The 24,371-nt window shown below is 45.0% G+C and carries 12 protein-coding genes and 2 rRNA genes; 13 read left to right on the forward strand and 1 reads right to left on the reverse strand.

All coding sequences use genetic code 11. The annotated features are described in order from the left end of the window. The first annotated feature begins 214 nt into the window (after positions 1–214). Entirely contained in the window at positions 215–2,086 is a 1,872-nt protein-coding gene (gene metG / locus HXT38_RS00650; protein WP_004118486.1) for a methionine--tRNA ligase, read from the forward strand. A gap of 345 nt (positions 2,087–2,431) precedes the next feature. Here metG and HXT38_RS00655 read toward each other — a convergent pair whose 3' ends face one another. Further along, positions 2,432–3,874, reverse strand: a complete 1,443-nt coding sequence (locus HXT38_RS00655; RefSeq protein WP_032842247.1) for an aminopeptidase C — start codon at positions 3,872–3,874, stop codon at positions 2,432–2,434. Positions 3,875–4,436: 562 nt separating this feature from the next. Here HXT38_RS00655 and HXT38_RS00660 point away from each other — a divergent pair. From HXT38_RS00660 to HXT38_RS00715, 12 genes are all read left to right on the forward strand, one after another. After that, a complete protein-coding gene (locus HXT38_RS00660; protein WP_012914500.1) occupies positions 4,437–5,420 on the forward strand; it encodes an ABC transporter permease in 984 nt (327 codons plus the stop codon). A gap of 24 nt (positions 5,421–5,444) precedes the next feature. Next, entirely contained in the window at positions 5,445–6,392 is a 948-nt protein-coding gene (locus HXT38_RS00665) for an ABC transporter permease (RefSeq protein ID WP_004104713.1), read from the forward strand. A 21-nt stretch (positions 6,393–6,413) separates the two neighbouring features. Next, entirely contained in the window at positions 6,414–8,303 is a 1,890-nt protein-coding gene (locus HXT38_RS00670) for an ABC transporter ATP-binding protein (protein WP_421777048.1), read from the forward strand. Between the two features lie 323 nt (positions 8,304–8,626). After that, positions 8,627–10,369 carry an ABC transporter family substrate-binding protein gene (locus tag HXT38_RS00675; RefSeq protein ID WP_004104709.1) on the forward strand — a complete coding sequence of 581 codons (1,743 nt, stop codon included), beginning with the start codon at positions 8,627–8,629 and terminating at the stop codon, positions 10,367–10,369. A gap of 179 nt (positions 10,370–10,548) precedes the next feature. After that, the gene (locus HXT38_RS00680; protein ID WP_064340402.1) at positions 10,549–12,363 is read left to right on the forward strand and encodes an ABC transporter ATP-binding protein; all 1,815 of its coding nucleotides are present in this window, start codon (positions 10,549–10,551) and stop codon (positions 12,361–12,363) included. Positions 12,364–12,365: 2 nt separating this feature from the next. After that, complete coding sequence (locus HXT38_RS00685; RefSeq protein WP_012914497.1) at positions 12,366–14,162, forward strand: ABC transporter ATP-binding protein; 1,797 nt, start codon at positions 12,366–12,368, stop codon at positions 14,160–14,162. Positions 14,163–14,216: 54 nt separating this feature from the next. Further along, positions 14,217–15,197, forward strand: coding sequence for a TatD family hydrolase (locus HXT38_RS00690; RefSeq protein WP_004104703.1), 981 nt, complete (start codon positions 14,217–14,219; stop codon positions 15,195–15,197). Between the two features lie 164 nt (positions 15,198–15,361). Continuing rightward, the gene (locus HXT38_RS00695; RefSeq protein ID WP_012914496.1) at positions 15,362–17,995 is read left to right on the forward strand and encodes a KUP/HAK/KT family potassium transporter; all 2,634 of its coding nucleotides are present in this window, start codon (positions 15,362–15,364) and stop codon (positions 17,993–17,995) included. 23 nt (positions 17,996–18,018) lie between these two features. Next, positions 18,019–18,834 (forward strand): HD domain-containing protein, encoded by an 816-nt coding sequence (locus tag HXT38_RS00700; RefSeq protein WP_004104700.1) that lies wholly within the window; start codon positions 18,019–18,021, stop codon positions 18,832–18,834. A 144-nt stretch (positions 18,835–18,978) separates the two neighbouring features. Beyond that, the gene (locus HXT38_RS00705) at positions 18,979–19,125 is read left to right on the forward strand and encodes a hypothetical protein (protein ID WP_162720529.1); all 147 of its coding nucleotides are present in this window, start codon (positions 18,979–18,981) and stop codon (positions 19,123–19,125) included. A 192-nt stretch (positions 19,126–19,317) separates the two neighbouring features. Further along, a 16S ribosomal RNA gene (locus HXT38_RS00710) occupies positions 19,318–20,845 on the forward strand. A gap of 374 nt (positions 20,846–21,219) precedes the next feature. Beyond that, positions 21,220–24,281 (forward strand): 23S ribosomal RNA (locus HXT38_RS00715). Together the 16S and 23S rRNA genes form the textbook arrangement of a ribosomal RNA operon. Positions 24,282–24,371 lie beyond the last annotated feature (90 nt).

A 24,371-nucleotide genomic window follows, 5' to 3' on the forward strand; every position in this document is an offset into this window, starting at 1 on the left:
TTTTGTAATTCATGCTTTGTAGTGAATAAGTTTCGTAATGCATAAGTTGAGATTATGTTTATATTTGCTTCAATTCCAGGCTGGTTTTATAACTTGTGGATATGTGGATGAACTCGTGTGAGGCTTGTTATTTAGCGTGTTTTCTCGTATATTTTGGGATTCTTTTTGCAATGTTCTTATGTACTGTCCGCGTTGAACAAGATAATAATTGTCTATGAGTCATATTTTGGTGAATGTTGCTTGGCCGTATGCTAACGGCCCTCGTCATATTGGTCACGTTGCAGGTTTCGGGGTTCCGTCGGACGTGTATGCGCGTTACGAGCGCATGAAAGGTAATGACGTATTAATGGTGTCTGGCACGGATGAGCACGGCACACCTATTTTGGTTGAAGCAGATAAGGAAGGCGTTTCTGCGCAAGAGCTTGCTAATCGTTATAATCGTGTGATTACTAAGGATTTGTGCGATTTAGGTTTGAGCTACGATTTGTTCACGCGTACTACTACTGCAAATCACGAGCATGTTGTGCAAGAAATGTTCCGTCAGTGCTTAAAGAACGGCTATATTTACAAGGGCACTCAGAAGGTTGCTATTTCTCCTTCCACTGGTCGTACTTTGCCAGATCGTTATATTGAAGGCACATGCCCATTGTGTGGCGCAGATGGTGCTCGTGGCGATCAATGTGATGCTTGTGGAAACGAGCTTGATCCGGATGAGCTTATTAATCCAGTTTCTAAAATTAATGGTGAAACTCCGCGCTTTGAAGAAACTGAACATTATTTCCTAGACCTGCCTGCTTTGGCTGAGGCGAATGTTAATTGGCTTCATTCTCGCGAAGGTTGGCGCACGAATGTTATTAATTTCTCGCTTGGATTATTTAATGAAGTAAAGCCGCGAGCTATTACGCGCGATATTGATTGGGGTATTCCTGTTCCTGTTGAAGGATGGATTGATAATCCGAATAAGCGTCTGTATGTGTGGTTTGACGCTGTTATTGGATACTTGTCTGCATCTATTGAATGGGCTCGTCGACAAGGCAAGCCAGACGCTTGGCGTGATTGGTGGTGTGATCCTAAGTCTCCTGGATACTACTTCATGGGCAAAGATAACATTACTTTCCATTCTCAGATTTGGCCTTCGGAAATGCTTGCCTACAACGGTGCTGGTTCTAAAGGTGGTGAGGCTGGCGTTTATGGTCCATTGAACATGCCTGAACAGGTTGTTGCTTCTGAGTTCATGACTATGGAAGGCAAGAAGTTCAGCTCTTCGCGCGGAATCGTGATTTATGTGAAGGATATTTTGGCGCGTTACCCTGTAGATGCTGTGCGTTACTACATTTCTATTGCTGGTCCAGAAAATTCTGATGCTGATTTTACTTGGGCTGAGTTTGCTCGCCATAATAACGAAGAGCTTGCTGCAAGCTGGGGTAATCTTGTCAATCGTGTGGCAAATCTTATTAATAAGAACTTTGGTGTAATCCCTCCTCTTGACGAAGATTCTATGACTGCAATGGATCGCGCTCTTCTCGATCAAACTTCTGATGCTTTTGCTTTGGTCGGTAGTTTGATTGAGCGTCATCGTCAGAAGAATGCTCTTACTGAAGCAATGCGAGTAGTTGCGGATATTAATAAATATATTTCTGCAACTGAGCCTTGGAAAATTAAAGATGATGAGGCTCGCCTTGGTACTGTGTTGCATGTTGCAGCTCAGGCTGTTTCGGATGCTAATCATCTGCTTGCGCCATTCTTGCCTCATGCAGCTCAAAAAGTTTGGGAAGCACTTGGTGGCACTGGCGTATTCTCGCCTTTGCCTCATATTGAAGAAGTTGAAGATTTGGATAATCCAGACTTCAAGTATCCGATTATTACGGGCGATTATCGCTTGGGGGAAACTGTTCATCCTTGGGAGAGTGAGGAGTTGGTAGCAGGTACGCCTGTGCCTAAGCCAAGTCCTATTTTTGCCAAGATTCCAAAAGAAGCAGTTGAGGAGGAGCTTGAGCGTTTCGCATCTGCTTTGTCCGAGCGTCAGCGTGTCGAGGCAGAAAGACTTGCTGCAGCAAAAAAATCTTTGGAAAATAGTGAGAAATAGGTTGAAATTTTCAATAAATAAATTATAAAATTAGAAAACATAGCAAATGGTTCTCTAAAAGAAAATATTTTAAGGAAATTTTAAGGAAAAACTCTTTTCTTTGGACGAATGTTTAGCTATACTAACATGTGTTAATGGTTCGCCATTAGCGAGGTTCGTTTTCGAACCCCATAATTGAAACCTTCTTCTCTCTTTCTCTCTGCCCCGGCGGGTTTCTCTTCCCGCCGGGCTTCTTTTTAATTTATGAAAAATAAAAAATAAAAAGTAAAACAAAAATAAAAGCGCAGACTGCAAAAGCAATCTGCGCTCACACGGTTACCAAACTTAATTTTTAATGGTAACTATTTAACGGCAACGCTTCGAAAGTGGAGCCCATGGTTCAAGCATTACTGGTTCTTGATCCAATACAGCTAAAGTTTCTTTGTCAAGGTACTTTTTGTTGATGATTATTTCGTTCACATAACGATCGAACCACTCTGCTGAGCCAACATAATAGCCGTCTTCGCCAGCATCCTTGCCCCAGCTGTTCTCGATCTTCCAGCGATCTGGATCGCCATCTTTATTAAGATTTACGCCAGTGAATGTCATTGCGTGATTTCCTGGGCAATCCATATATTCCAAACCGTGAGCTTTATCGAATGTAAACTTCACATCAAACAATTCATCTACGCGCACAACTGCAGGATCGAAGAATCCACTGTCACGCAAGGAGAACTGTGTGCAATCGCATGCAAACCAGATTGGATGACCATCTTTTAATTGGTCTACAGCTGCTTTTTTGAATACATCGAGAGGAACGTTAACAAATTCCATTTCCTTTGTTTCAGCTACGTTGGTGCTGTACTTGAATTGGTAGAGCTTGTTGAATGGTGTGCGTTCCATAGGTGCGTTGCATATTGTTACGAAGTCGTTTACGTCAACTGGGACGTACTTCTTTGCGAACTCAAGTGGAGTAATTCCATATTCACAAATCATTGGACGCTCATCTTTGCCGGTTTTTGGCTTGTCAGCTTTGCTGGTTTTCTCGCCATCTTTCTTGGTTTCGTCTTTTTCGCCGTCCTTCTTATCGTCATCATCATCTTTAGTTCGTGCGAAGAAGTCAAACTGTGCAGGTGGTTCACCCAGGGCAATAGTCGTCATGCGATAAACGGTTTCCAAATCGCGAACTTTCATTTCGCGCAATTCTTCCAAAGAAGTTCCGTTCTTATGAGCTTCACGCAATTCGTATGCAAACTCGCGCAACTTGGTATTGATGTACTGTACGAATGCATCAGAGTCGACTGAGTTCTGTGAATCTGGATATGCACTCTTTGGCACAAGTCCGTACTTGTTTACCAAGTTGACGAACATTTGCCACCAGCCGCCGTCATCGATTGGACCATAGTTAATGCTCTCAAAAAGTCGACTATTAACATCTTCATCAAGTGTTGAAAGCACATTTTCCAAATAAGCGTTTGCTTTTTCAATCTTGTCCCAGAAGAATAGGTAGCTTTCTGAAAACTCAAAGTCGTCTAAATTCCACTTATGCATTACTTCGTATCGCAAAGTATTAAGTGAGGCGAACATCCAGCAGCGTCCGGAGCGCTTCTGATTGGTAATGCTGCCTTGTTTTAATTCTATTGAGAATTCGCGAGGAAGAGCACGCTTGCCTTGGTAGCTTGTTGCGGCTTTAAGCACACCATTTGTTACTGCTGCATTCGCGGCGAGAAGATTTGCGCGCTGTTCGTTAAAATGTTTGGAATAATTTTTTACATGTTCCAGAGTTACGGCTTTGATGTTTTCAGCCATGAGCTTATTCATTCTCCTTTTAGAGTTGAAAGTACGAATAAAAAATATTGTATACTGCTCAATGTCTCGCGTGTGTTTCTTGTCTATGCCTATTTTCGGCATTTGCTTGAATACTATTAATTATTTTAGTAAAACTACAATTTTTTCGGTAAATATTCAGTTTTTGTAATTAAATTTTGAATTTATTATATTTGCTTATAAAACGTATTTTGTATGTATAAAAATACTTTTTTGATTTTAAAATACATATCTTTGTGTAAAAATATAGCTAGAAATCACTGATATTTTGCGCTTTTTTGCATGTTTAGATATGTATAATATAACTTATATATACGAAATTTTTCCCTTGGATATTGAGAAAAGTGCTGTGCAAAAATATTTTCTGTTTGTCTCTTTGTACATAGCTTGGCTAAAAATATACTAATTATGTGTCCGGATTGACAAGGGTCGATTCAAACACGCCTTTTTCAAGGTCGAGTGTTAGATCGGCAATACTGTAAATCACAAGATTTATGGATGCCGAATGGAGGTAAAAAATGGCTAGTCGTAGAAAAGAGTCACAATGATACGATACATCGTTAAACGATGCCTGAATTATGTGGTGATGTTGTTTGTTGCCGTATCCATGACGTATTTCTTGACAAGTGCTTTTATGAGACCGCGTTCGAACTACATGTCTAGGCATCCGCATCCACCTATTGCATCAATCAACCGTTCTTTGGATTTGGCAAATATTAACGACCAGACTCCAGTGTTTACTCGTTATTGCCGTTGGATTTACAACATTTTTACTAAGTGGGATTGGGGATTGAGCCCAGATCAGGCTCCAGTTGGTCCGGCAATTATGTCTCGTATTGGCGCATCTGTTCAGCTGGTTACTGGCGCTACAATTCTTGGCATTGTTCTCGGTGTTAGCGTTGGTGTTTACACTGCTATCCGTCAGTACAAGTGGCAAGATAGAGTTCTTAATTCCACCGCAACCTTCCTGCTGGTTGTTCCTGCAGCAGTTTTGGGTTTGATGGTTGTGCTTGCTGCTATTAGCATTAACCGCGCAACAGGCGTGCGACTTTTCTACGTTACTGGTTTGCACTCTTACCAGGGTTCTGACCCGTTCATGTTCCTTCTTGACTTCCTTCAGCATTTGATTTTGCCGACGATTGTTATGACAATTCCTGGCATGGTTGGGTATCATTTAACGCAGCGCACGTATCTTCTCGATACTATGAATGCTGATTACGTTCGTACGGCTCGCGCTAAGGGCTTACCTTTGAATTTGGCTATTCGCCGCCACGCTTTGCGTACTTCTTTGATTCCAACAGCTGTTGACGTCGCCTTCTCTATTGCAGGCGTGTTTACGGGTGCTGTGATTACTGAAACCGTGTTTGCTATTAACGGTCTTGGTAGCTACTTCGTTCAGACCATTATGCAGAACGATATTAACGGTTCTGTTGCTATTGCAGCGTTTGGTGCTGTATGTACCTTAGTTGGTGCTCTGCTTGCAGATATCTTCTCTGCTTGGCTCGACCCACGTATTCGTTTGAACTAGCAGAACAGTGTAGGTGAATTTGATATGAATAAAAAAGATGTATCTTCAAAACCTCAAGAATCTGCTGCAGATAGAAAAGCTACTGCTGGTGCCTGGGGCAACTTTAAGCGCACTGGTAAGATGACGCTTTATACGCGTCGATTCTTCCGTCGCCCGTCTGCAGTTGTGGGCTTGGTTATGCTCGTAATTTTGATTCTTTTTGCTTTGTTTGGCTCAAAGATTTCAAAGTGGAGCTACGACGAACCAGACTTTTCTTCTCTAGCAACTCCTCCTTCTGCAGAGCATTGGCTGGGAACTACGCCAGGCGGTTCAGACATGTACGCAATGGTTGTGCGCGGACTTGGTCGTTCACTTTCCATTGGTATTGTTAGCTCTATTACCATTACAGTTATTGCTGCTTTGGTTGGTACTGCTATTTCTTACTTCGAAGGATGGTTTGAGCAGGTTGGTATGTGGCTTTTGGACATGCTGCTGATTGTTCCTTCCTTCCTGCTGATTGCTTTAATCATTAGTGCTTCTAGTGGTGGTAGCGATTGGCTGTGGTTGGCATTTGGCTTAACAGCTTTTGGTTGGATTGGTTACGCTCGTACTCTTCGTACGTTGACTTTGAGCTTGCGCGAACGTGAGTATGTTCGTGCAGCTAAGTTCGAGGGCGTTTCTTCGTTCCGCATTATTGTGCGCCACTTGGTTCCAAACTTGGGTTCTGTATTGATTATTAACACGGTTCTTGGTGTTATTGGTGCGATTAACGGCGAAACTGCTTTGAGCTTCTTGGGCCTTGGTATTAAGGCTCCGGATACTTCTCTTGGTACTTTGCTTAATGCTGGCCAAAGCGTTGTGCAGACTTCTCCGTGGGTGCTTTTGGTGCCGTCTGCAGTGCTTGTTTTGCTAACCTTCTCCGTGCAGCTTATTGGTGACGGTTTGCGTGATGCCATTGATCCATATTCTAGGTCTGTTGGTAAGGCCGACTAACGAGCGTTTGGAGTGATAAACATGACTGATATTGCAAATAACGCTATTAAGGAAGAAACCACGATGGAAGATCAAAACAACGAACCGTTGCTTTCAGTACGCGACTTGCAAATTAGCTTCGCTTCTGAAGCTGGTACTGTGCATGCTGTGCGCGGAATGAATTTTGATTTGTACCGCGGAAAGACTATTGGTATCGTTGGCGAATCTGGTTCTGGTAAGTCGGTTACGTCCTTGGCTGTTATGGGCTTGCTGGATAAAAACGCTAGCGTTAAAGGCTCTGTAAAGTATAAGGGCGAGGAGCTTTTAACTAAGTCTGATGCAGAAATGAGTAAGATTCGTGGCAAGAATATTGCCATGGTTTTCCAGGATCCTCTTTCTGCTTTAACTCCAGTTTTCTCTATTGGTGATCAGCTTAAGGAAGCTTTGGTTATTCATAACCCGGGCATGAGCGAAGAGCAGATTCGCGAGCGTTCTATTGAATTGCTTGATTTGGTTGGTATTACTAAGCCGGCTGAGCGTTTGAAGGCTTTCCCTCACGAGTTTTCTGGTGGTATGCGCCAGCGCGTGATGATTGCTATGGCAATTGCTAACGATCCGGATATTATTATTGCAGACGAGCCTACTACCGCTTTGGATGTGACTATTCAGGCTCAGGTTTTGGAAGTTTTGAAGAAAGCTCAGCGCGAAACCGGCGCTGCAATGATTTTTATTACTCACGATTTGGGCGTAATTGCTGGCGTTGCAGACGAAGTTATTGTTATGTACGCGGGCCATTTGGTTGAGCATAATAGCGTTGAGGAGATTTTTGCTCACCCAACTCAGCCGTACACTATTGGATTGTTGGGCGCTGTTCCTCGCGTTGATCAAAAGCGCACTCGTCGTTTGACTCCAATTTCTAAGCCGACTATGGATATGCTTATGGCTGAAGAAAATAGCGGCGACGACAGTACAATGATGGGTCTTGAAGCGGAAAGCGAAACTGTTCGCTCGTTGCTTCATGCGGAAACCGAAAAGCCAATTAAGCCAATGTTTGAAGGCATTCCTCGTGAGCAACGAAAAGTTGTTTTGGATGTTAAGAACTTGGTTAAAACATTCCCAATTACTAGCGGCGGCTTCTTGCGACGTAAGGTTGGCGAAGTTCGCGCGGTTGATGGTGTGAGTATTGAGGTTCGTGAAGGCGAAACTGTGGCTTTGGTTGGCGAGTCTGGTTCTGGTAAGTCCACGACTTTGATGGAGATTATGGGCTTGAAGAAGCCTGAGTCTGGTTCTATTACAGTTTTTGGTACTGAGTTGAACGATAAGTTGACTCGTGAGCAGCGTCGCGAACTTCGTTCTAAGATTCAGTACGTGTTCCAGGATCCAATGAGCTCGCTTGATCCTCGTATGCTTGTTTACGATATTTTGGCAGAGCCTTTGCTTGTGCAAAAGAAGTCTAAGGAAGAAATTCGCCAGCGTATTGCTGAGCTTATGCAATTGGTTGAGTTGAATCCTGATCAAGTTGATCGCTTCCCAACGCAGTTCTCCGGCGGCCAGCGTCAGCGTATCGCTATTGCTCGCGCTTTGGCTGTGAATCCTAAGCTTTTGCTTCTTGATGAGCCAGTTTCGGCTTTGGATGTTTCTATTCAGGCTGGAATTATTAACTTGCTTGAAGATTTGCAAGACAAGTTGGGCGTTGCTTACTTGTTCGTGGCTCATAACATGGCTGTTGTTCGACATATTTCTAGCCGAATTGCTGTTATGTATCACGGTCGAATTGTTGAATCTGGTGAAACGGATGAGGTGTTTGATAATCCAAAGCACCCTTACACTCAGGCTTTGATTAGCGCTGTGCCAATTCCGGATCCTACAATTGAGAAGAACCGTAAGCGTATTATTCTTTCTGAAGAAGATAATTTTGACGATGTTAGGTAATTCATGACTTGTTGATTTTAGTTAATCTTCATCAATCTGAATAAATTACTTAGTCGCGCATGTTTATTACAACATGCGCGATTTTTTATTGTGTAACATAAATTTAAAAAACGTAATATATTTTGTTTTTTAGCCAAAATAAACTAAAAAATTTTCTGTTTTGCTCATTATAGATAATAAATTATTCTTTTTTGCCTAATTTTCATAAAGTTGAAAAGAAAAAAATCAATATTTTGTGAAAACGATTTGTCGAATGTCATAGAGTTGTATATACTCATACAACATACCGGAAGACGGACATCATCCGGGGAATGAGAGGAATCATGAAAAATACAAATGCAGGTAAACTGACTGTATTTGCCGCAGCTGCACTTTCTGTTGCAATGCTGCTCGGCGCTTGCGGCGGTGCTACTAACAATGCTGGTAAAGCAGGTATGACTGAAGAGCCAGCTGCTGGTGTTGACACTTCTTACACTGGCGAACTTCCAATGCCAGATGTCAACAAGCGTTACGATAATCCACAGTCACGTGACAACGTTAAGGACGGCGGCACTTACACCGTTGCTCTTCCTGTTCTCGGTCCAAACTGGAATTACGCTTCTAACGACGGTAACTCTGGTTACATGAATACTTTGTGGGGCTTCTACCAGCCAAATCTTATGGCTTATGACACCGTTAAGGGTGAAAAGCTTAAGTACAACCCTGACTACATCACTTCCGTTAAGAAGGTTAGCGATAAGCCACTTGTTGTTCAGTACAACTTGAACCCAAAGGCCAAGTGGAATGATGGCACTGATTTTGACTACACTGCATTTAAGGCTACTTGGCAGGCTTTGAACGGAAAGAACAAGGATTACTCCGTCCCAAGTACTGAAGGCTATGACTGCATCAAGAGTGTTGAACAAGGTTCCACTCCAAAGCAGGTTGTAGTGACTTATGAGAAGCCATGCGCAACATGGGAAATGCTTTTCGCTCCACTGGTTCATCCAAAGGCCGGTGACGTTAAGACCTTCAACCAGGGTTGGGTAAACAATCCTCACAACGAGTGGGGTGCAGGTCCATTCCAGATTGAATCCGCAACCGAAAATCAGGTTGTTTTCACCCGCAATCCAAAGTGGTGGGGTAAGAAGGCAAAGCTCGATAAGGTTGTTGTAAAGCGTATGGAAGATACTGCAGCTTTGAACGCTTTCCAGAACGGTGAAATCGATGCTGTAACCGATAGCATTTCTGCTAAGGACGCAATCAAGTCTGCTCGTAGCGTTAAGGGTGCTCAGCTGCGTTACGGCTACAGCACCAAGGTTCGCGTGCTTAACTTCAACGCTAAGTCCAAGCCACTTAACGAGCTTGCAGTTCGTAAGGCTGTTGTTCAGGCATTCGACGTTGCTACCTACAACAAGATTCAGTTCCAGGGCATGAACTGGAAGAGCGAGCAGCCAGGTTCTGAGCTTCTCTCCATGTTCCAGGCTGGCTACAAGAACAATCTTCCTGCTGACGGCAAGTACAACACCGAAAACGCTAAGAAGACCCTTGAAGCTGCTGGTTACAAGATGGGCAAGGATGGCTACTACGCCAAGAATGGCAAGACTCTTGAGATTTCCTTCACCTTCTTCGGCGATGATTCTACTCAGGCAGCTCTTGCTAACGCATTCCAGGCCATGATGAAGAAGGCTGGAATTAAGTGCAAGACTGTGAACCATGCTGTTGCTAAGTTCTCCGAGGTTGTTGCTTCGCACGAGTACCAGGTGCTTCCATTGGCATGGCAGTCCACATCTCCATTGAGCTTCTTGTCTGCAGCAAGCCAGGTTTACAAGTCTGATAGCGATTCCAACCTCGGTCTCGTTGGCAATAAGAAGATTGATGCTATGCTCAACAAGATTGGCAAGACCTACGATTACAAGGAACAGACTGATTATGCAAACAAGGCAGAGTCTGCAGCTCTCGCACTCTACGGAACTCTTCCAGTTTCTGCTCCTCCTATTTACCAGGTGTTCAAGAAGGGCTTTGCTAACAACGGCCCTGCTGGTTACGCAAGCACCTACCCAGAGGATATGGGCTGGCAGAAGTAAGTAAATTTGTAGCGATAATTCGCGCAAGTTTACTAAGCTGATTGCTTAACTTATAGCATGTGGCGTGTAGTCTTTTGGCTACACGCCACATCTTTTTGTGTATGCTAATGTGAGAAAATAGTATAAATTTAAAATTAAGTCTCAAAAAGCAAAATCGGAAACAAAGGAGAAGCTGGCGCATGTATGTGAATCCAAATAAATGCAAAGATGCGAGTAACGTGCGCTGGGTATTGCAATACTGTAAGCCGGATATGTGGAAAGTTTGGCTTGCTATTTTTCTATTTATTATCAATGACACGATGGCAATGGCAATGCCGTTGCTTTCGGGCTTTATTGTAGACAAAATCATTATTGGCAAACAGCATAATTTGCTTATAAGCGTATGCGTTTTGATGGTAGCAATGATGATTGTTCGCGTTGGCTCAAGGTATATTTACCAGCTTTTAATGGAAAAGTTTGGTCAAAATGCCGTGTATCGCCTGGTGAGCGACGAGTACGAAAAACTTCATTCTCTCGATTTTACGTACTTTAATCACACTCGCACAGGCGACATTATGAGTCGTATGACATCGGATACTGACGCGATTCGCCATATTTTAAGTTGGGTTTCGTATATGGCGTTAGATTGTGTAGTAATGTTCGTGTTAGCGCTGGTTATAATGTTTTCAATTCAGTGGAAGCTCGCTTTAGCGCTTATGTCAATTACGCCATTTTTGTTTCTGCTCGCAAAAATTATGGGCAAAAAAGCTAGACCGAAATTCCTTGCAATTCGTGAATCCTTTGCGCGCATGAATTCAATGGTGGAAGAAAATATCGAAGGGAATCGCGTAGTAAAAGCTTTTGTGCGTGAGGATTACGAAACTAAGAAATTCGATAAGTGCAACGAAGACTACTTTAATCGCAATATTACGCTTGCAAAAAATACTCAAAAATACATGCCTTGGCTTGATGGCATGGGTTTTGTGCTTGAGCTTATAACAGTTGGTTTCGGCGGATGGCTTGTTTTGAATGGCAACATGACTTTAGGTACATTCGTCACTTTTAACAGCTTCCTTTGGATGCTACACATGCCTGTACGAATGGTGGGCTGGCTTATTAATGATTGGCAGCGTTTTAACGCAGGATGCGTGAATATTCGCAAACTTCTTACGCAAGAATCGCATATTAGACATCCAAAAGAATCGGACGAAACCGTTAAAATTAGAGGTAAAATTACTTTTGAGCATGTTGATTTTTCATTCCCAGACGATCAAGACTCTCCAATCTTAAAAGATATTGATTTAGACATTCCTGCTGGAAGCAAACTGGGTATTCTTGGTGAAACTGGTTCCGGCAAATCAACTCTCGTAAGTCTTATAGCAAGATTCTATGATCCTACGCGTGGTCGTGTTTTAATTGACGGAAAAGACGTGCGCGAATGGCCGTTAGAAACTGTTCGTAACCAAGTTAGCATAGTTGCGCAGGAAACATTCCTATTTTCGGACACTATTGCAGGAAATATTAGTTTTGGATTACCTCAAACTAAAGAAAATTGTAAGGAATTAGATAATACCATTCGCACGATGGCAACAATTGCTGCAGCAGACGATTTTATTATGGATATGCCAGAAGGTTATGAAACAGTAGTAGGCGAGCGCGGGGTAGGTCTTTCTGGTGGGCAAAAGCAGCGTTTGAGCTTAGCTAGAGCGTTGGCAAATAATCCTGCAATCTTGATTATGGACGATACAACTTCTGCTGTAGATATGGAAACGGAAGAGCATATTCAGCAGGAGCTGAAAAAGCTTGATGGCACGCGCACAATAATCACTATTGCGCACAGAATTTCATCCGTTAAAGATGCAGACATGATTGTTGTGCTAGATCACGGGAAAATTGTTGAACGTGGCACGCATGCTCAGCTTGTTGCGGCGCACGGGAGGTATTGGGAGATCTATAGAAAGCAACTTGGCTTTAAAACTGGCAGGTCTGCAGGATTCGAAACGAAGGGGGAGTAGAAATGGCACAACGTAATACTTATCGTGAAGACGAAGCTCAAGAAGAACACATAAATGTGCACGAGCTTATGCGCGTTAGAAAATATATGAAGCCGTATGCTACTAAACTTCTATTCGTAATTATGGTAGTTATTAGCGGCAGCATAATTATGACAGCGATGCCAATGATTACAAAAACGCTAATCGACGTTGTATTGCCTCAGAAAAACGTCAATTATTTATATACAATTATTGCAGTATTTGCAGTGCTCATTATATTGTATGAACTCGGTTTAGCATACAGAACTTTAGCGATTACACGCATCGGCCAGATGATAATCAAAGACATGCGTCGCGATATTTTTACGCATGTGCAATCACTGTCTTTTGATTATTTTGATTCGCGTCCGCATGGGAAAATTCTGATTCGCATTGTAAACTACATCAATACGCTTTCTGACACGCTTTCATCCGGTTTAATTAACGTATTTTCTGACGTTTTTGTGCTTATTATTACATTAATAACAATGTTTGTTATAGATTGGCGAATGGCTTTGTGGAGCTTGGCGCTATTCCCAATATTTATAATTTGGACGCGAACTTTACAAATTTTGCAAAGAAAAGCGTCTAAAAAGTTATCAAATAAACAAAGTAATTTAAATGCGTATTTGCACGAATCAATCGCAGGAGTAAAAACAACGCAAACTTTTGCGCGAGAAGCTATGGCATACACTACTTTTCAAGAGCAACAAGCAGAAGTAAGAAGTGCTTGGATGCGAAACGTTAGAGTGCAAATGTTACTTTGGCCTGGTGCTTCAATTATTGAGACTGCAGCAATAGCGCTTTTGTATTACGCTGGCATAGCAAACTTAGGTGCAATGAACGTGAGCACGGGCACGCTTATAGCATTTGTTTGGTATTCGACTACTTTCTGGGATCCAGTAGTAAATATTGGAAACTTCTACACGCAACTTGTAACGTGCTCAGTTTATTTGGAACGAATTTTTGAAACTTTACGAATTAAGCCAAATATTGTAGATAAGCCAGATGCTATTCAATTGCCTCAGATCGAAGGAAAAGTAGACGTAAATGACGTTGTTTTCCGTTACGAAGAAGATGGAAGGCCAATATTGAACTTGGTTGATTTGCATGTTAATCCTGGTACTACTGTAGCTCTTGTGGGGCCTACTGGCGCAGGAAAAACAACTCTTGTAAGTCTTCTTTCTAGATTCTACGACGTTTCAGAAGGCTCGATTACTATAGACGGGTACGATGTACGTTCAGTAACGCTCGCATCTCTTAGAAAACAAATGGGCGTAATGTTGCAAGATAGCTTTATTTTCAGTGGAACCGTACGCGAGAACATCCGTTATGGGAAGCTCGATGCCACTGATGAAGAAATTGAGAATGCAGCGCGCGCAGTTCATGCTCACGAATTTATTGAAGGATTACCGAACGGATACGATACTGAAATTGAAGAGCGCGGAGCCACTCTTTCTGCAGGTCAGCGTCAGCTTATATCGTTTGCGCGAGTATTGCTTGCGAATCCGCGAATTCTTATTCTAGATGAGGCAACAAGTAATATTGATACTCGTACAGAAGAAGCATTACAGGCAGGATTAGCTCAATTACTTAAAAATCGCACATCTTTTGTAATAGCGCATAGGCTTTCGACGATTGAGAATGCGGATTTGATTTGTGTAATCGATCATGGAGAAATTGTTGAAAAAGGCACTCATAACGAGCTTATGGAGGCAAGAGGAGCGTATTATCGTCTTGTAAAATCGCAATATGATGCAATTCGCAAAGCAGTTTTATAAATACTTATCATTCAATAAAAATTGACAGTTGAGTTTGCGAGTAGACTTAAAAATATGAGTAAACATCATCGCGAACATAATTGGGCGCCGGCTTTAGCAGCGCAATCTGCAGTATGGGAAAATCTGCTACAAGAAGGCATAACAATTGCAGACGATCACACGCACATGCTTAGCGTTGTGGATTTTGCACATAATTTGAATCAAGAATTAGCAGAAAAAGGTCGCGATTTAATAGCGGAACCTACTGCAGACGATTTAGTTGCTCAAGCAAAATCATCAGGCGTTTCACACATGCTAGAAGTCGGATGTGAATATCCAGATTGGGAGCCGACGATTAAGTTTGCTCAAACGCATGAAAATTCAGTTCGTGCAGCAATAGCAATACATCCAAACGAAGCAGTATTACATGGTCACAAAGGCGCTCAAGGACCTGACGGACTACCGATAGTTTACAAGCCGTATCACGATATTCCATTTGACGAAGCTATGCAACATTTGCGCTCGCTAGTAATTGCTCATCCAAAAGAAGTAGTGGCAATAGGTGAAACCGGTTTAGACTACTTTCGTACGGGAGAGCCTGCGCGAGAAGCACAAATAGAGGCTTTCCGCGACCATATTGCGCTCGCAAAAGAGCTGAATTTACCTTTACAAATTCACGATCGTGATGCGCATGAAGACGTAGTGAAAGTCTTACTAAAAGATGGCGCTCCTGAGCGAACAGTATTTCACAGTTATGCTGGTGCTGTGGATTTAGCCGAAATATTGAAAGAGCACGGTTGGTACGCAAGTTTTTCTGGAACTATAAGTTACAAAGGCAATGATGAATTACGCGAATCTGCGCGAATTATTGGCAAAGACCATATAACTGTTGAAACGGATGCGCCTTATTTAACGCCAATGCCGTATCGTGGACGGCCAAACGCGCCTTATATGGTTCCTTATACGCTAGAAACACTTTCTGAAGTTCTAAATATATCGTTATTGCAAGCAGCGAAAGTTACACGCGAAAATACGCGAAAAATTTACGAATTTTAGGAATATAAAATCCTTAATTTTCAAGGATTTTTTAATATTTTTTGCGCGATGCACTATTGTTGTATACAATATCCAAGTACGGAAATAAAACTGTGAGGTGTGAGGTTTATGCGACTTCTTGTTGGCATCAAGAAGAAGCCTCATATATGGAGGAACAATTAAGCATGACTAAGTCACGCACTGCTGTACCGTCAAACGATAGTACAAAGGATCCTCGCAACGGCGCGAAAGATTCCGAGAAAAGCACTAAATCCTTAAAAGGTACTAAGGATGCTATATTGCGAGCTGCCTCGTTTACTAAGGCTCCTCAGGTGTCAAAAAAAACGACAACACGCGAAGAGCGCAAAGTAATAGCTCAGCAGCAAGCGCAAGAGGTAAAAGAAGCGGAAAAGCTTGTTGCTAGTGCCGTACGAGGTCCATTAGGTAGATGGTGGGCAAAATTGCAAACCAGTTCCGATCGTTTTACATTGGGAATGGCAATTGTTGCTCTTGGCGTTGTTTATGGCGATATTGGTACTTCTCCGCTTTATACTGCGCAAACATTTTTAGCAGGTCAAGGCGGCTTACAAAACATAAATCGCGCGACTATCTACGGAATGCTTTCGCTACTGTTCTGGTCAATCACATTAATTACAACCGTAAAATACGTATTTGTTGCAATGAGAACAGACAACAAAGGCGAAGGCGGCATTTTTGCTTTATATTCGCTTCTACGTAAAAAAGGCGCATGGCTTGCGATACCGGCAATGATTGGTGGAGCCGCGTTTTTGGCAGATTCTGTGCTGACTCCTGCAGTTTCCATCTCTTCAGCAGTTGAAGGTTTGCGCACTATTGCAGTGTTTAAGCCAATATTCTTAGAAAATGAGAATTTGTCGATGATGATTACGGTTATTATAATCGTCATACTTTTCTCTGTACAGCAACGCGGAACTGAGCGAATTGGCAAAGTATTTGGCATTGTTGTGATGCTTTGGTTTGCTTTCCTTGCGCTGGTTGGTGTCATGAACATTGGCCAAGATTGGACTATTTTTGAAGCACTTAACCCGATTCATGGCATAAAATTCCTGTTTAGCACGCATAATGTGCAGGGATTAGCGGTTATGGGTGTGATCTTCCTTTCTACTACCGGTGCTGAAGCGTTATATTCTGATATGGGTCATGTTGGTAGAGGCAATGTGTACGCAACCTGGCCGTTTATTAAAGTTGCTTTGCTGCTGAATTACTTTGGGCAAGGCGCTTGGATGTTGAAAAATCAAAACGATAAAGCATTATGGTCGATAGAAGGTTTGAACCCATTCTTCCAAATGCTTGAACCGAATGTGCGATATGTTGCCGTTATTCTTTCGGTTACTGCTGGCATTATTGCTTCTCAAGCGTTGATTACAGGCGCATACACAATGGTTTCTGAGGCAACAAGCCTAAATTGGATGCCACATTTGCAAGTGCGATATCCTGCTAGAACTCGTGGACAGCTGTATATTCCAGTTGTGAATGTTGTGCTGTGTGTTGCCACTATTACGGTTCTTGCAGTATTCCGCGATTCTGAACATATCTCTGGCGCATACGGTTTAGCTTTAACTCTAACTATGCTTGCTACGACTATTTTGCTCACAGTGCACATGTGGTATCAAAAGAAGCGATTTGGTGCCTTCATATTTGCAATCGTATTCCTCATGATTGAGATGATGTTCTTTGTGGCTTCCATGGCGAAATTCATGCACGGTGGCTGGTTTACTATGCTGCTCGGTGTTTCAATTTTGATCATTATGGTCACTTGGAAAGATGGAACTAAAATTGAGCGTTCGCAACGTTTGCACATGAAACCGAAAGATTTCCTACCTGTGCTAGATAAGTTGCACGGAGATTTCCGTATTCCGTATTTCGCTGACAATATTGTGTATTTGACTTCCGATCGTGAAATGAAGCGTCTCGATACTGGAATCTTCTTCTCTATTTTTGCCGACCATCCAAAGCGTGCTAGAGCTTGGTGGGCTGTTTCTGTAGAAACAGATGACGCTCCGTTTACTCGTGAGTATTGTGTAGAGAATTTCGGTACGGACTACTTATTCCGCGTAAAAATTAAACTCGGATTTAAAGTGTCGCCTTCTATACCAGCGTATCTTCACCAAATTATGCATGACTTATCGCACACGGGCGAACTTCCTCAGCAAAAATCCGTGTATCCAAAGGTTGATGCAGATCCAGATATTGGACCAATTCGCTATGTTCTGTTGCACAAAGCGTTGATGCCGGAATCTAATATTTCTGTGCGTGGAGCGTTATCTTTAAAGATGAAATATGCAATTAGACATGTTGCTGGTACGCCTGTTAAATGGTTTGGTTTGGCTCCTTACAATCCGGTTGTTGAAGTGCAGCCGTTGTTTGTTTCTACTCGCAGACCTCCGCGTTTGAAGCGTGAAGACTGTTCTCAGCGAGCAGTTCAATCTTTGCAAGGTGCCTCAGCGCTTGAAACTAATATTCACGTTGTGAAAGATATCAGACCTACTGATGCTGAGCAGACTGCTGTTATGAACGCACGAGATATTGCTGCTGCTAATGTGATGTTTGCTAACGAAAAACTTGCCAATACTGGGAAAATTAGCCCAGTTCCAATTAAAGAGACAAAAAAAGTTAGCGTGGAGAAGCCTAATAAAGATGGGGCAAATATCGATGCAGCGAATGTAACGCATGCTGTTGTGCAGGCTGTGGAGGATGCTGCTCGTGCCAATGATGCGAATAGTGTGAAATCTGAAAAGAGTGCAGCAACTGAAAAGAGTGCAAAAAATAATCTTAAGTAAGAATCTTAAGGAAGAGCCTTAAAATGGAAAATGGTGCAGAAAGCATACTTAATTGCAACTCGATAAAACTCGCTAATCTACCTGATTTTGGTGAAGTAGAGAAATTGCATAGTGCAACTGCACCATCTTCTGCTGCTTATGAGCTTATTCACGGTCATTGTGTTGTAATCTCAACAATTGCTTGGCAAATTGCTCATCATTGCAATATGCTTTTGTCCGCTGAAAATCGTGCTGCTCAAATGAGTGGAACTTTGCGTAAGCGTGCTGAAATAGCAAAAAATTGCCTTCAGGAGCTTGTCGGAGATAGTTATGCAATATTACCTGCGGTTAGTGATGGCTTAGCTCCAAAACAGTATATTGATGAATACGCAGCTTTAATAGGTGGATTGTTGCACGATATTGGCACGTATTTTGTGCTTGAAAGTGATGGCAGTAGTAACGCTGGTGGCATATTACGCTTTGATGGACCGAATTATATTTTGCATGGTTTGCGCGGATATAAATATTTAATTGATAATGGTTTTAGTGAGGATGCTGCGCAATTTGCGCGCAACCATACTGGAGTTGGCTTAACTCGAGAGCAAGTTGTTGCGCAAAATTTGCCTCTTCCTGCTGAAGACTATATTCCGCAAACAGTTGAGCAAGAAATTGTTATGGTTGCGGATAAATATAACAGCAAATCGATACCTCCTCGTTTTTTGACAGTTGATTCTTATCGTCGCAAGGCTGCGCGATTTGGTGAAGACAATGCTAATCGGTGGATGCAATTAGTTACGAAATATGGTGAGCCAGATATTGCAGGCCTGGCAGAAATCTTTAATATGCGTGTTGATGCGTGAGCGCTATTGATTTTTTGCGTATTTTTATCCTATTTTTGTGTATTTTTTAAGAAATCTATTATTTTTTAAAAAGTTTTTTATAGATTCAATATCAGATAGCATGTTTTTTGGTGTTTTTTGCGTGGTTTTCGACACGCCGGTGTTTTGGCTTGTTTTCAATGGTTTTGGGGTGTTTGTTTTTGGTGGGTTTGCGTTTTAGCGTGGGTTGGTGTAAGTTTATCTCTTGCTGCTCAGCGCGGCTGGTTCTCCTCGGTTGAGGTTGATGGGCCGGCTGGTGTGGTGGTGGTTTGAGAACTCAAGAGCGTGTCTGTACTACTTATTAGTTAATTATTGCCAGTTCATTGCCTGCCTTGCAGATTGCAGGGTGCCTGAGAGATGGTTAAATGGTGGTGAGGTTTTTTGTTGGGATGTTCTTTCCTTAAAGAATGTCTCGTCTTTTTCTTTTTAATATTGGAGCCTTTTGTTGGCTCTTCATTGAAGTTTTTCGTGGAGGGTTCGATTCTGGCTCAGGATGAACGCTGGCGGCGTGCTTAACACATGCAAGTCGAACGGGATCTAGTCAGCTTGCTGACTGGTGAGAGTGGCGAACGGGTGAGTAATGCGTGACCAACCTGCCCCATGCTCCAGAATAGCTCTTGGAAACGGGTGGTAATGCTGGATGCTCCAACTTGACGCATGTCTTGTTGGGAAAGTGTTTAGTGGCATGGGATGGGGTCGCGTCCTATCAGCTTGTAGGCGGGGTAATGGCCCACCTAGGCTTCGACGGGTAGCCGGCCTGAGAGGGCGGACGGCCACATTGGGACTGAGATACGGCCCAGACTCCTACGGGAGGCAGCAGTGGGGAATATTGCGCAATGGGGGAAACCCTGACGCAGCGACGCCGCGTGCGGGATGAAGGCCTTCGGGTTGTAAACCGCTTTTGATTGGGAGCAAGCCTTTTGGGTGAGTGTACCTTTCGAATAAGCGCCGGCTAACTACGTGCCAGCAGCCGCGGTAATACGTAGGGCGCAAGCGTTATCCGGAATTATTGGGCGTAAAGAGCTTGTAGGCGGTTCGTCGCGTCTGGTGTGAAAGCCCATCGCTTAACGGTGGGTCTGCGCCGGGTACGGGCGGGCTAGAGTGCAGTAGGGGAGACTGGAATTCCCGGTGTAACGGTGGAATGTGTAGATATCGGGAAGAACACCAATGGCGAAGGCAGGTCTCTGGGCTGTTACTGACGCTGAGAAGCGAAAGCGTGGGGAGCGAACAGGATTAGATACCCTGGTAGTCCACGCCGTAAACGGTGGACGCTGGATGTGGGGCCCATTCCACGGGTTCCGTGTCGGAGCTAACGCGTTAAGCGTCCCGCCTGGGGAGTACGGCCGCAAGGCTAAAACTCAAAGAAATTGACGGGGGCCCGCACAAGCGGCGGAGCATGCGGATTAATTCGATGCAACGCGAAGAACCTTACCTGGGCTTGACATGTGCCTGTCGACTGCAGAGATGTGGTTTCCCTTCGGGGCAGGTTCACAGGTGGTGCATGGTCGTCGTCAGCTCGTGTCGTGAGATGTTGGGTTAAGTCCCGCAACGAGCGCAACCCTCGCCCTGTGTTGCCAGCGGGTTATGCCGGGAACTCACGGGGGACCGCCGGGGTTAACTCGGAGGAAGGTGGGGATGACGTCAGATCATCATGCCCCTTACGTCCAGGGCTTCACGCATGCTACAATGGCCGGTACAACGGGATGCGACATGGTGACATGGAGCGGATCCCTTAAAACCGGTCTCAGTTCGGATCGTAGTCTGCAACTCGACTACGTGAAGGCGGAGTCGCTAGTAATCGCGAATCAGCAACGTCGCGGTGAATGCGTTCCCGGGCCTTGTACACACCGCCCGTCAAGTCATGAAAGTGGGCAGCACCCGAAGCCGGTGGCCTAACCCTTTTGGGATGGAGCCGTCTAAGGTGAGGCTCGTGATTGGGACTAAGTCGTAACAAGGTAGCCGTACCGGAAGGTGCGGCTGGATCACCTCCTTTCTACGGAGTTTTTGTGCACGCTCGGTTGAGTGTGGTTACTGGTGTGGAAAACAGTGGTTAACGTTTATATGAGTTTGTTGGGCATGCTTTTGGGTTCCCGGATTGCCACCCCCCTTGTTTTGGGGTTGCGGTCCTTGACTCACAGGATTTCAGGTTGATGCTTTTTGAGTGTTGATGCTGGTTTTGTGGTGTTGTGGTGGTTTGAGAACTGGATAGTGGACGCGAGTAAAATGCGAGACTTTTTTGGTTTCGATTTTTTTGCTTTTATCAATTTCAACCGGCTCCTTTTGTTGGAGTCGCTTGATCGTTTTGTGATCGTTTAGTGTGATGATTTTTTGTCTAGAGAATTTTGCTGATGGGTTCTTACTTTAGTGTTTGTCACTGGTAAGGGCGTATGGTGGATGCCTTGGTAGACAGGACCGATGAAGGACGTGACGGGCTGCGATATGCCTCGGGGAGCTGCCGAGTGGGCTTTGATCCGAGGATTTCCGAATGGGGAGACCCGGCCACTGTTATGAGTGGTCACCACAGTTTTTGTGGGGGGTACGCAGGGAAGTGAAACATCTCAGTACCTGCAGGAAAGGATACTCCGTGAGTAGTGGCGAGCGAAAGCGGATCAGGCTAAACCGGGTGCGTGTGATAGCCGTCAGGTGTTGCGCATTCGGGGTCGTGGGATGGACTGTTCAGCCTCTGACGGGGTTGAGGAGAGTGATAAAATGTCGTGCTAGGTGAATGGGATTGAATTCCCAGCCGTAGAGGGTGATGGCCCCGTAGCTTGTCGTGCGATGTCTCTTTATGTTTATTCCCAAGTAGCGCGGGACTCGTGGAATCCCGCGTGAATCTGCCCAGACCGTTGGGTAAGCCTAAGTATTCCTGTCTGACCGATAGTGTACTAGTACCGTGAGGGAAAGGTGAAAAGCACCCCGGGAGGGGAGTGAAATAGTTCCTGAAACCGTGCGCTTACAATCCGTCGGAGCCTTCTTTGTGGGGTGACGGCGTGCCTATCGAAAAATGAGTCTGCGAGTCAGTGGTATGTGGCGAGGCTAACCCGGGTGGGGGAGCCGTAGCGAAAGCGAGTTTTAAAAGGCGTTTGAGTCGCATGTCCTGGACCCGAAGCGGGATGATCTAGCCCTGAGCAGGTTGAAGCGCGGGTAAGACCGTGTGGAGGACCGAACCCACCTAGGTTGAAAACTGGGGGGATGACTTGGGGTTAGGGGTGAAAGGCCAATCAAATTCCGTGATAGCTGGTTCTCTCCGAAATGCATTTAGGTGCAGCGTCGTGTTATTGCTTACAGGGGGTAGAGCTACTGGATGCTTGCGGGCCCATACCGGGTACCAATAGCAGCCAAACTCCGAATACCTGTTAGGTTTATCACGGCAGTGAGTCGGCGGGGGATAAGCTCCGTCGTCAAAAGGGAAACAGCCCTGATCGTCGTCTAAGGTCCCGAAGCGCGTGCTAAGTGGGAAAGGATGTGGAGTCGCATAGACAGCCAGGAGGTTGGCTCAGAAGCAGCCATCCTTGAAAGAGTGCGTAACAGCTCACTGGTCTAGTGGTTCCGCGCCGACAATGTAGCGGGGCTTAAGCACGCCACCGAAGACGCGGCTGCATGAATTTTGTTCATGCGGGGTAGGAGAGCGTCCTGTATGGGGTGAAGCGGCAGTGTGAACTTGTCGTGGACTTTACAGGAGTGAGAATGCAGACATGAGTAGCGAGAGACGGGTGTGAATCCCGTCCGCTGAATGACTAAGGGTTCCGGGGCCACGTTCGTCGTCCCCGGGTGAGTCGAGTCCTAAGGCGAGGCCGACAGGCGTAGTCGAATGGATGAACGGGTTGATATTCCCGTACCGGTGTTACACCGTTCGAACTGAATCTGAGAGTACTAACCTTCATTTTCTTGTTGATTGCCTTTCGGGGTTGTTGATGGGTTTGTGTTGGGACTGTATCGGTAGTAGGTTAGCGTGGGAGTGACGCGGGTAGGTAGCCGGCTGCGGAGGTGGTTTTCCGTGGCTAAGCGTGTGGGCTGTCTCCTAGGTAAATCCGGGGGATGTTAAGCTGAGGCGTGATGGGTAGGCTGTAAGGCTGATTCCGGTGATCCTGCTTGCCAAGAAAAGCTTCAACGTGAGGTGTGATTCCGCTCGTACCCTAAACCGACACTGGTGGTCTGGTAGAGTATACCGAAGCGATCGGGCGAATCCTGGCCAAGGAACTCGGCAAATTACTCCCGTGCCTTCGGCATAAGGGAGACCCCTGATGGTGATATGGTTTTACATTGTTGAGCTGTTGGGGGTGGCACAAGCTAGGGGGTAGCGACTGTTTACCAAAAACACAGGAGCGTGCGAAGGCGTAAGCCGCTGTATACGCTCTGACGCCTGCCCGGTGCCGGAAGGTTAAGAGGATCCGTTAGCTTCGGTGAAGCGGTGAATTTAAGCCCCGGTAAACGGCGGTGGTAACTATAACCATCCTAAGGTAGCGAAATTCCTTGTCGGGTAAGTTCCGACCTGCACGAATGGCGTAACGACTTCCCCACTGTCTCGGCCAGGAGCCCGGCGAAATTGCAGTACGAGTAAAGATGCTCGTTAAGCGCAGAAGGACGAAAAGACCCCGGGACCTTTACTATACCTTGGTATTGTCGTTAGGTGTGGATCGTGTAGCATAGGCGGGAGGCTGTGAAGCGTGGGCGCTAGCTTGCGTGGAGTCGACAGGTGAAATACCGCTCTTTCCATATCTGGCGTCTAACCTCGACGCGTTATCCGTGTCAGGGACAGTGCCTGGCGGGTAGTTTAACTGGGGCGGTTGCCTCCTAAAGAGTAACGGAGGCGCTCAATGGTCCGCTCAGCCCGGTTGGCAATCGGGTGTTGAGTGTAATCGCACAAGCGGGCTTGACTGTGAGACTGACGGGTCGAGCAGGGACGAAAGTCGGAGATAGTGATCCGGTGCCGGCGTACGGACGTGGCATCGCTCAACGGATAAAAGGTACCCCGGGGATAACAGGCTGATCATTCCCAAGAGTCCATATCGACGGGATGGTTTGGCACCTCGATGTCGGCTCGTCGCATCCTGGGGCTGGAGCAGGTCCCAAGGGTTCGGCTGTTCGCCGATTAAAGCGGCACGCGAGCTGGGTTCAGAACGTCGTGAGACAGTTTGGTCTCTATCCTCTGCGCTCGTTGGAATGTTGAGGAGACCTGCCCATAGTACGAGAGGACCTGGGTGGACGAACCTCTGGTATGCCGGTCGTCACGCCAGTGGCGCTGCCGGTTAGCTACGTTCGGAAGGGATAACCGCTGAAAGCATCTAAGCGGGAAGCCTGCTCCAAGATAAGCATTCCTTGCACTTTAGTGTGTGAGCCCCCATGTAGAACACGTGGTTGATAGGCTAGATGTGGAAGCCCTGTAAGGGGTGGAGCTGACTAGTACTAACGGGCGATGGTGACATTCTTCCTCACTTTTACTAGTGGGGAGGGTGAGTTCCTTATGAGTATTATTCTTCTAGCGTTAATGAGTACTGAATGTTTTGCTTAACGATCAG

It is taken from the genome of Gardnerella sp. DNF01157 (genome assembly GCF_049244225.1).
Classification (GTDB): Bacteria; Actinomycetota; Actinomycetes; order Actinomycetales; family Bifidobacteriaceae; genus Bifidobacterium; species Bifidobacterium leopoldii.

What these genes read in the sequence shown, in the direction of transcription:
- metG (WP_004118486.1), top strand. Translation starts at nt 215, where the DNA reads ATGAGTCATATTTTGGTGAATGTTGCTTGGCCGTATGCTAACGGCCCT.
- HXT38_RS00655 (WP_032842247.1), bottom strand. Translation starts at nt 3,874, where the DNA reads ATGGCTGAAAACATCAAAGCCGTAACTCTGGAACATGTAAAAAATTAT.
- HXT38_RS00660 (WP_012914500.1), top strand. Translation starts at nt 4,437, where the DNA reads ATGATACGATACATCGTTAAACGATGCCTGAATTATGTGGTGATGTTG.
- HXT38_RS00665 (WP_004104713.1), top strand. Translation starts at nt 5,445, where the DNA reads ATGAATAAAAAAGATGTATCTTCAAAACCTCAAGAATCTGCTGCAGAT.
- HXT38_RS00670 (WP_421777048.1), top strand. Translation starts at nt 6,414, where the DNA reads ATGACTGATATTGCAAATAACGCTATTAAGGAAGAAACCACGATGGAA.
- HXT38_RS00675 (WP_004104709.1), top strand. Translation starts at nt 8,627, where the DNA reads ATGAAAAATACAAATGCAGGTAAACTGACTGTATTTGCCGCAGCTGCA.
- HXT38_RS00680 (WP_064340402.1), top strand. Translation starts at nt 10,549, where the DNA reads ATGTATGTGAATCCAAATAAATGCAAAGATGCGAGTAACGTGCGCTGG.
- HXT38_RS00685 (WP_012914497.1), top strand. Translation starts at nt 12,366, where the DNA reads ATGGCACAACGTAATACTTATCGTGAAGACGAAGCTCAAGAAGAACAC.
- HXT38_RS00690 (WP_004104703.1), top strand. Translation starts at nt 14,217, where the DNA reads ATGAGTAAACATCATCGCGAACATAATTGGGCGCCGGCTTTAGCAGCG.
- HXT38_RS00695 (WP_012914496.1), top strand. Translation starts at nt 15,362, where the DNA reads ATGACTAAGTCACGCACTGCTGTACCGTCAAACGATAGTACAAAGGAT.
- HXT38_RS00700 (WP_004104700.1), top strand. Translation starts at nt 18,019, where the DNA reads ATGGAAAATGGTGCAGAAAGCATACTTAATTGCAACTCGATAAAACTC.